The organism is Luteibacter sp. KNZ12-1A (genome assembly GCF_056755675.1).
On record NZ_JBPGXU010000147.1, the window covers coordinates 1 to 7,369 of the forward strand.

Genomic DNA, 7,369 nt, shown 5'->3' on the forward strand with positions numbered 1-7,369 from the left:
TCCCAAGGGACGGCGACTACCGTCGCGCCGAGGGTGGCGCCCGGCAGCTCCCCTCGCCACGCACACGGCGAGCGCGATGGCGAAGCCGAGCCGTAAGCTCCCCCCATCCCACGACACAAAGCAAAAAAAAACCCCGGCAGGTTTCCCGGCCGGGGTTCTTTCGATCAAGCCTGGAAGGGCTTAGTCGGCGTCGACTGCTTCGCCCGCGGTCGGGCGGTCCACCAGCTCGACATACGCCATCGGGGCGTTGTCACCCGGGCGGAAGCCGCACTTGAGGATGCGCAGGTAGCCGCCGGGACGCTCGCGGTAGCGAGGACCCAGCTCGACGAAGAGCTTACCGACAGCCTGCTTGTCGCGCAGGCGCGAGAAAGCGAGACGACGGTTGGCGACGCCATCGGTCTTGGCGAGCGTGATGAGCGGCTCGGCGACGCGACGGAGTTCCTTCGCCTTGGGAAGGGTGGTGCGGATAAGCTCGTGCTTGATCAGCGACGAAGCCATGTTCTTGAACATCGCTTCGCGGTGGCTGCTCGTGCGGTTGAGCTTGCGACCGGATTTCTGGTGGCGCATGGCGTTTACTCTCTAAGTCTATTGTTATGAAAAGCCGGTCAGGATGAGCCGACTTCCCGCGGTTACCCGCTGATGCAGGGCACTAAGAACGCCCCGCTATAAGAGCACGGCCTCTTTGGACCGCTTTGGAATCCCGGTGGAAGTGCGCGAGGCATCCGCCGGGTGGTGCAAAGGATCGGGGCGATCGAATGCCGATCGCCCCGTGAAACATCAGCCCAGCTGCATGCCGTGGGAAAGACCCGGCGGCGGCCAGTTTTCGAGCTTCATGCCAAGGGCGAGACCACGTCCGCCCAGCACATCCTTGATTTCCGTCAGCGACTTCTTGCCAAGGTTCGGCGTCTTCAGCAGCTCGACCTCGGTCTTCTGGACCAGGTCGCCGATGTAGTAGATGCTCTCGGCCTTGAGGCAGTTCGCCGAACGGACCGTCAGTTCGAGATCGTCGATCGGACGCAGCAGGAGCGGATCGAACCCACCCTTCTCCGCCTTGGTCGAATCGCTCTCGCGGCGCGAGAAATCGCCGAAAACCGACAGCTGATCGTTGATGATTTCAGCAGCCTTGCGGACCGCGTCTTCAGCACCGATCGTGCCGTTCGTCTCGATGTCGAGCACGAGCTTGTCGAGGTTGGTGCGCTGCTCGACACGAGCCGCATCCACTTCGTAAGCCACGCGCAGGACCGGCGCGAACGACGCGTCGAGCTGCAGACGGCCGATCGGCCGCGTCTCGTCATCCGGGTGCTGGCGCGCGCTGGCCGGCTGGTAGCCGACGCCACGACGCACCTTCAGGCGCATGTTCAGTGCCACATCCTTGGTGAGGTGGCAGATCACGTGCTCCGGGTTGACGATTTCAACGGAATGATCGACCGCGATATCGCCCGCGGTGACCACGCCCTTGCCCTTCTTCGACAGCGTCAGGGTGACTTCATCACCGCTGTGCTGACGGATGGCGACATCCTTGAGGTTCAGCAGGACTTCGATCACGTCCTCCTGCAGGCCTTCCAGGGTGGTGTACTCGTGCAGCACGCCGTCGATTTCGACCTCGACGATCGCGCTGCCCGGAATCGAAGAGAGCAGCACGCGGCGCAGCGCGTTGCCCAGGGTGTGACCAAAGCCACGCTCGAGCGGCTCGACCACCACCTTAGCGCGGTTCGCTCCAAGCTGCTCGACGCTGAGGCCACGAGGCCGCAGCACACTAGTTGACGAAACTGCCATGCAAGGCTCCGGTGGATTACTTCGAGTAAAGCTCGACGATCAGGGCTTCGTTGATATCGGCCGGCAGATCACCGCGATCCGGAACGGCCTTGAACGTGCCTGCGAACTTCTTGCTGTCGACCTCGACCCACGACGGACGAAGATCCATCGTGTCGTAGATCGTCGCCGCTTCCTGCACGCGCAACTGCGTGCGGGCCTTCTCCGTCAGCGAGACCTCATCGCCCGGGCGGACATGATAGGAAGGCACGTTGACCTTCTTACCGTTGACCGTGACGGACTTGTGGGCCACGAGCTGGCGAGCCTGGGCGCGGGTGACCGCGAAACCCATGCGGTAGACGACATTGTCGAGACGGCTTTCCAGGAGGCGAAGCAGGTTTTCACCCGTATTGCCCTTCTGGGTCGAAGCCTTGGTGTAGTAGTTGCTGAACTGACGCTCAAGCACGCCGTAGATGCGCTTGACCTTCTGCTTCTCACGCAACTGAACAGCGTAGTCGGACAGGCGGGCGCGCTTGTTTGCGCCATGCTGGCCGGGCTTGTTTTCGAGCTTGCACTTGGAATCGAGCGCGCGGGCGGGGCTCTTCAGACCGAGGTCGGCACCCTCACGACGCGCAAGTTTGCAGGTAGCTCCACGATAACGGGCCATGGGTATGCTCCTTAGACGCGACGCTTCTTGGGGGGACGGCAGCCGTTATGCGGAATCGGCGTGACGTCGATGATGTTGAGCACCTTGTAGCCCAACGCGTTCAGAGAGCGCACGGCCGACTCGCGGCCCGGGCCGGGGCCCTTGATGCGCACTTCCACGGTCTTCACACCGTAGTCGCCAGCGGCGCGGCCGGCCTTTTCGGCGGCGACCTGCGCTGCGAACGGGGTCGACTTACGGGAACCGCGGAAACCCGCGCCGCCCGCGGTCGCCCACGACAGGGCGTTGCCCTGGCGATCGGTGATCGTGACGATGGTGTTGTTGAAAGAAGCCTGCACGTGGGCCACGGCATCCGTGACGACGCGCTTGATCTTCTTCTTGGTTTTAACCGGCTTAGCCATGATCGGTATCCGTTACTTCTTGATCGGACGACGCGGACCCTTGCGGGTACGGGCGTTGGTACGCGTGCGCTGGCCGCGCACCGGCAGGCCGCGACGGTGGCGCAGGCCACGGTAGCAACCAAGATCCATGAGGCGCTTGACCGCCATGCCGATTTCGCGACGAAGGTCGCCCTCGACCGTGTACTTGGCGATCTCGGCGCGGATCTTCTCGACCTCGCCTTCGCTGAGCGACTTGATGGGGGTGGTCGCAACCACGCCCGCGTCGACGCAAACCTGCTTCGCCCGCGAACGGCCGATTCCGTAAATGCTCTGCAAACCAACCCAGACATGCTTCTGGACCGGCAAATTGACACCCGCGATGCGCGCCATGATGTACTGTCTCCGATGCGTTTCGTGCGCGGTAAACGCGCAATTCTAACCGTAATTAACCTAAACGGGAAGTCCTGCGGCGCTGGGCGCCAAGGCCTCCCCTACTTGGGGCCTCCGTCGCGTCTCAGCTGCGACGGAGATTGGACTTCTTAAGCAGACTCTCGTACTGGTGGCTGACGAGATGGGCCTGGACCTGAGCCGTGAAGTCCATCACCACCACCACCACGATCAGCAGCGAAGTGCCGCCGAAATAGAACGGGACGTGCCAGGCGTTCTGCATGAACGTGGGCACCAGGCAGACCAGTACGATGTAGAGCGCGCCAACACCGGTAAGCCGGGTCATGACGCCATCGATATAGTCCGCCGTGGCACGACCCGGGCGGATGCCCGGAATCAACGCGCCCGAACGCTTGAGGTTATCGGCCGTTTCCTGCGAATTGAACACGATCGCCGTATAGAAGAAGGCGAAACCGATCACCAGCACCGCGAACACGATGTCGTGGACCGGCTCACCCGGGCTCAGCGCCGTGGTCAGCCATTGCAGCCAACGGGACTGGTGGGCAGAGCCGAACCAGGTCGCCGCGGTCGCGGGGAAAAGCAGCAGGCTGGTCGCGAAGATCGGCGGAATGACGCCCGCCATGTTGATCTTCAGCGGCAGGTGCGAGGTCTGGCGCTGGAACTGACGCTGGCTGCCCTGCTTCGCGTAATTCACGGTGATACGCCGCTGGGCGCGCTCCATGAACACCACGAAGGCCGTGACCGCCAGGATCACCACGGTGACCATCAGCAGCTTCAGGACCGACAGCTCGCCGTTGTTCGCCATGGACAGCGTGTGCACGATGGCACCCGGCAAGCCCGCGACGATACCGGCGAAGATCAGCATCGAGATACCGTTGCCGATTCCGCGCTCCGTGATCTGCTCACCCAGCCACATCAGGAACATCGTGCCGGCGGTGAGGCCGACGACCGACGCCATGACGAAGCCGGCACCCGGCATGTAGACCACCGGTGCGCCGCCCGTGGCGACCTGCTTCTGCAGGGCCACCGCGATGCCGAACGCCTGGAAGGCCGCGAGGCCCACCGTGCCAAAGCGCGTGTAGGTGGTCATCTTGCGACGACCCGCCTCGCCTTCCTTGCGCAGCGCCATGAGCGACGGAATGACCGAGCCCATCATCTGCACCACGATCGACGCCGAGATGTACGGCACCACACCGAGAGCGAACACCGAGAAGCGGGACAGCGAACCACCCGAGAACATGTTGACCATGTTCAACAGGCCGCCACCACCCTCGACCAGGCTCGTCATCGCCTCGGGGTTCACGCCCGGAACGGGAATGAACGAGCCGAGACGGAAGACGATCAGCGCACCGATAAGGAAAAAGATGCGCTGACGCAGTTCCGTCAGTTTGCCCAGCGAGCCGAGCGTTGTGCCCTGCGCTGCAGCCACCTGATTACTCCACGCTGCCGCCGGCGGCTTCGATGGCCGCCTTGGCGCCGGCCGTCGCAAGCACACCGGAGAGCTTCACCGCACGGGTGATTTCGCCCTTCAGGACGATCTTGACCTTCTTCGCGCGGCTGGTCACGAGACCGGCGGCGTGCAGGGCGATCAGATCGATGGTGTCGGACTTGACCGACGCCAGCTGGTACAGCATGACCTGTTCCGTATCGGCCTTCTTCAGCGAACGGAAGCCGACCTTCGGCAAACGACGCTGCAGCGGCATCTGGCCGCCTTCGAAACCGACGCGGTGCGTATTGCCGGCACGGGCGTGCTGACCCTTGTGACCACGGCCGGCGGTCTTGCCGAGGCCGGAGCCGATACCGCGCGCGACGCGGGTACGGGTCTTGCGGGCGCCCTTGCCGGGCCTGAGTTCATTAAGACGCATGACGTTTACTCCTCGACCCGGACCAGGTAGTAGACCGTGTTGATAAGGCCACGGACCTGGGGGCTATCCTTCAGTTCGCGCACATCGTTGAGCTTGTTCAGGCCCAGGGCCTTCACGCTCAGACGATGACGACCCTGTACACCGCGAAGGCCCTTGACGAGGCGGACGCGGACGGTGCCGGTGTTTTCGTTGTTCTTAGCCATTGCCGAGGACCTCTTCGATCGTCTTGCCACGCTTGGCGGCAATGCGCTTCGGCGATGCAACGGCCTGGAGGCCCTTGATCGTGGCGCGGACGAGGTTGATCGGGTTGCGCGAGCCGACGGCCTTCGCAAGCACGTCCTTCACGCCGACCACTTCGAGGACGGCGCGCATGGCACCGCCGGCGATGACGCCAGTACCCTGCGAGGCGGGCTGCATGTAGACGCGGGCCGCACCGTGGTTCGCCTTGATCGCGTACCAGAGCGTGCCATTGTTCAGTTCGATCGACACCATGTTGCGACGGGCGCGCTCCATCGCCTTGGAAATGGCGACCGGCACTTCGCGTGCCTTGCCATAACCAAAGCCGACGCGACCTTCGCCATCGCCGACAACGGTCAGCGCGGTGAAGCTCATCTGGCGGCCACCCTTGACGGTCTTGGCCACGCGGTTGACGGCGATCAGCTTTTCAAGCATGCCGTCCGAATTTTCGCGATCTGTCGAGGACATCTCTCTTTCCTGTCTGCCCGGACGTACCGGGACTTCTGTTTACGGCTTGGTCGCCGCTTGGAGTTGTAGTTACAGCGGGCGGCACCGGTCCCTGGGGACCGATGCCGTGGCCTGACGCCTCTTAGAACTTGAGGCCGGCCTCACGCGCCGCGTCGGCAAGAGCCTTGATGCGACCGTGATAACGGAAACCCGAGCGATCGAAGGCAACAGCTTCGATACCGGCGGCCTTGGCGCGCTCGGCAACGACGCGGCCGACCGTGCTGGCGGCCTCGATGTTCTTCTTGCTCTTGAGGCCTTCGGCCACCGACTTCTGCACGGTCGAGGCGGCTGCCACGACGGTGCCGTTCGGTGCGAAGACCTGGGCGTAGATGTGCTGACCGGTGCGGTGCACGCTCAGGCGGGCGACGGCGAGCTCACGGATGTGGGCACGGGTCGACTTGGCGCGGCGCAGGCGGGAATCGTTCTTGTTCATCGTCTCGTCTCCAGAAAGCGGATAGGCCGATTAGGCCTTCTTGGCTTCCTTCAGGATGATCGTCTCGCCGGCGTAGCGGACACCCTTGCCCTTGTAGGGCTCCGGCGAACGGAACGCGCGGATCTTCGCGGCCACCTGGCCCACGAGCTGCTTGTCGGCACCCTTCACCAGGACTTCCGTCTGCGACGGAACTTCGATGGTGATGCCTTCCGGCGCCTCGAAGATCACCGGGTGCGAATAACCCAGCGAGAGGTTGACCGACTTACCGGTGAGCTGGGCGCGGTAACCCACGCCGACGAGCTCCAGCTTCTTCTCGAAGCCGTTGGCCACGCCATGGATCATGTTGGCGACGATCGCGCGGGCGGTACCGCCGAACTTGTCGTCGGCACCCTCGGCGAGAACGACGTTCGCGACGCCATTCTCCTGCTGGAACGAAACGCCCGGCAGTTCGTGGGTGGTCAGGGTGCCCTTCGGGCCCTTGACGGTGACGGTGCCGTTGGCGATCGAGAGTTCGACGCCCTTCGGCAAGGTGATGGGCTGCTTGGCTACACGTGACATGTCGGGACTCCTTACGCCACCTGGCCGATGACTTCGCCGCCCAGACCCTTCGCACGGGCCTGCGCGTCGGTCAGGAGACCGGCGGAAGTCGAGATGATCGAGATACCCAGGCCACCGAGGACCTTCGGCAGCTCGTCCTTGCCGCGGTAGACGCGGAGACCGGAACGGCTGACACGGGAGATGGTTTCGATGGCCGGACGGCCTTCAAAGTACTTCAGCTTGATCTCGAGGACCGGCTTGCCAGCTTCGTCAGCGGCACGGGCGTCGAGAATATAGCCTTCGTTCTGCAGAAGCTTGGCCAGGGCCAGCTTCATCTTCGACGACGGCATACGGACAACCGACTTGCCAGAGGCCTGGCCATTACGGATGCGCGTAAACAGATCGGCGATGGGATCAGTCATGCTCATAAGAAAACCCTTGAGAGTGCACCGATATCCGAATTACCGGAAATCTTAAATTGTAAAGCCGACAATCGTGGGGGTGGGGTGGGCAGACCCCCCCCGATAAAACCTTGCCCCCCCCGGGGGGGGTTTTTTTACAGCAAGCCATTCGCAACCCCCGCCCC

The 7,369-nt window shown here is 63.3% G+C and carries 12 protein-coding genes; all 12 read right to left on the minus strand.

The window, feature by feature from the left end; genetic code table 11:
• Window positions 1–180 precede the first annotated feature (180 nt).
• Window positions 181–567: a 50S ribosomal protein L17 gene (gene rplQ / locus ACR9ZJ_RS18315; RefSeq protein WP_306849943.1), complete on the minus strand. Its 387-nt coding sequence runs from the start codon at window positions 565–567 to the stop codon at window positions 181–183.
• Between the two features lie 210 nt (window positions 568–777).
• Entirely contained in the window at window positions 778–1,776 is a 999-nt protein-coding gene (locus tag ACR9ZJ_RS18320) for a DNA-directed RNA polymerase subunit alpha (protein ID WP_046967234.1), read from the minus strand.
• A 16-nt stretch (window positions 1,777–1,792) separates the two neighbouring features.
• Window positions 1,793–2,419: a 30S ribosomal protein S4 gene (gene rpsD / locus ACR9ZJ_RS18325; protein WP_029213873.1), complete on the minus strand. Its 627-nt coding sequence runs from the start codon at window positions 2,417–2,419 to the stop codon at window positions 1,793–1,795.
• Window positions 2,420–2,430: 11 nt separating this feature from the next.
• The gene (gene rpsK / locus ACR9ZJ_RS18330; RefSeq protein WP_007513384.1) at window positions 2,431–2,817 is read right to left on the minus strand and encodes a 30S ribosomal protein S11; all 387 of its coding nucleotides are present in this window, start codon (window positions 2,815–2,817) and stop codon (window positions 2,431–2,433) included.
• 12 nt (window positions 2,818–2,829) lie between these two features.
• On the minus strand, window positions 2,830–3,186 hold the full coding sequence (gene rpsM, locus ACR9ZJ_RS18335; protein WP_029213875.1) for a 30S ribosomal protein S13: 357 nt from the start codon (window positions 3,184–3,186) through the stop codon (window positions 2,830–2,832).
• Between the two features lie 124 nt (window positions 3,187–3,310).
• Window positions 3,311–4,633 carry a preprotein translocase subunit SecY gene (gene secY, locus ACR9ZJ_RS18340; RefSeq protein WP_481279551.1) on the minus strand — a complete coding sequence of 441 codons (1,323 nt, stop codon included), beginning with the start codon at window positions 4,631–4,633 and terminating at the stop codon, window positions 3,311–3,313.
• Between the two features lie 4 nt (window positions 4,634–4,637).
• Window positions 4,638–5,069, minus strand: coding sequence for a 50S ribosomal protein L15 (gene rplO, locus ACR9ZJ_RS18345; protein ID WP_306849898.1), 432 nt, complete (start codon window positions 5,067–5,069; stop codon window positions 4,638–4,640).
• Window positions 5,070–5,074: 5 nt separating this feature from the next.
• Complete coding sequence (gene rpmD / locus ACR9ZJ_RS18350; protein WP_371023350.1) at window positions 5,075–5,272, minus strand: 50S ribosomal protein L30; 198 nt, start codon at window positions 5,270–5,272, stop codon at window positions 5,075–5,077.
• Complete coding sequence (gene rpsE / locus ACR9ZJ_RS18355; protein ID WP_029213879.1) at window positions 5,265–5,774, minus strand: 30S ribosomal protein S5; 510 nt, start codon at window positions 5,772–5,774, stop codon at window positions 5,265–5,267. Before rpsE ends, rpmD begins: the two co-directional genes overlap by 8 nt.
• 121 nt (window positions 5,775–5,895) lie before the next feature.
• A complete protein-coding gene (gene rplR / locus ACR9ZJ_RS18360) occupies window positions 5,896–6,246 on the minus strand; it encodes a 50S ribosomal protein L18 (protein WP_306849892.1) in 351 nt (116 codons plus the stop codon).
• Between the two features lie 30 nt (window positions 6,247–6,276).
• Window positions 6,277–6,804: a 50S ribosomal protein L6 gene (gene rplF / locus ACR9ZJ_RS18365; RefSeq protein ID WP_481279550.1), complete on the minus strand. Its 528-nt coding sequence runs from the start codon at window positions 6,802–6,804 to the stop codon at window positions 6,277–6,279.
• An 11-nt stretch (window positions 6,805–6,815) separates the two neighbouring features.
• Window positions 6,816–7,211 (minus strand): 30S ribosomal protein S8, encoded by a 396-nt coding sequence (gene rpsH / locus ACR9ZJ_RS18370; protein WP_072322781.1) that lies wholly within the window; start codon window positions 7,209–7,211, stop codon window positions 6,816–6,818.
• Window positions 7,212–7,369: the final 158 nt, after the last annotated feature.

What these genes read in the sequence shown, in the direction of transcription:
- rpsH (WP_072322781.1), bottom strand. Translation starts at nt 7,211, where the DNA reads ATGAGCATGACTGATCCCATCGCCGATCTGTTTACGCGCATCCGTAAT.
- rplO (WP_306849898.1), bottom strand. Translation starts at nt 5,069, where the DNA reads ATGCGTCTTAATGAACTCAGGCCCGGCAAGGGCGCCCGCAAGACCCGT.
- rpsM (WP_029213875.1), bottom strand. Translation starts at nt 3,186, where the DNA reads ATGGCGCGCATCGCGGGTGTCAATTTGCCGGTCCAGAAGCATGTCTGG.
- rplR (WP_306849892.1), bottom strand. Translation starts at nt 6,246, where the DNA reads ATGAACAAGAACGATTCCCGCCTGCGCCGCGCCAAGTCGACCCGTGCC.
- rplF (WP_481279550.1), bottom strand. Translation starts at nt 6,804, where the DNA reads ATGTCACGTGTAGCCAAGCAGCCCATCACCTTGCCGAAGGGCGTCGAA.
- rpsK (WP_007513384.1), bottom strand. Translation starts at nt 2,817, where the DNA reads ATGGCTAAGCCGGTTAAAACCAAGAAGAAGATCAAGCGCGTCGTCACG.
- rpsD (WP_029213873.1), bottom strand. Translation starts at nt 2,419, where the DNA reads ATGGCCCGTTATCGTGGAGCTACCTGCAAACTTGCGCGTCGTGAGGGT.
- rpmD (WP_371023350.1), bottom strand. Translation starts at nt 5,272, where the DNA reads ATGGCTAAGAACAACGAAAACACCGGCACCGTCCGCGTCCGCCTCGTC.
- rplQ (WP_306849943.1), bottom strand. Translation starts at nt 567, where the DNA reads ATGCGCCACCAGAAATCCGGTCGCAAGCTCAACCGCACGAGCAGCCAC.
- ACR9ZJ_RS18320 (WP_046967234.1), bottom strand. Translation starts at nt 1,776, where the DNA reads ATGGCAGTTTCGTCAACTAGTGTGCTGCGGCCTCGTGGCCTCAGCGTC.
- rpsE (WP_029213879.1), bottom strand. Translation starts at nt 5,774, where the DNA reads ATGTCCTCGACAGATCGCGAAAATTCGGACGGCATGCTTGAAAAGCTG.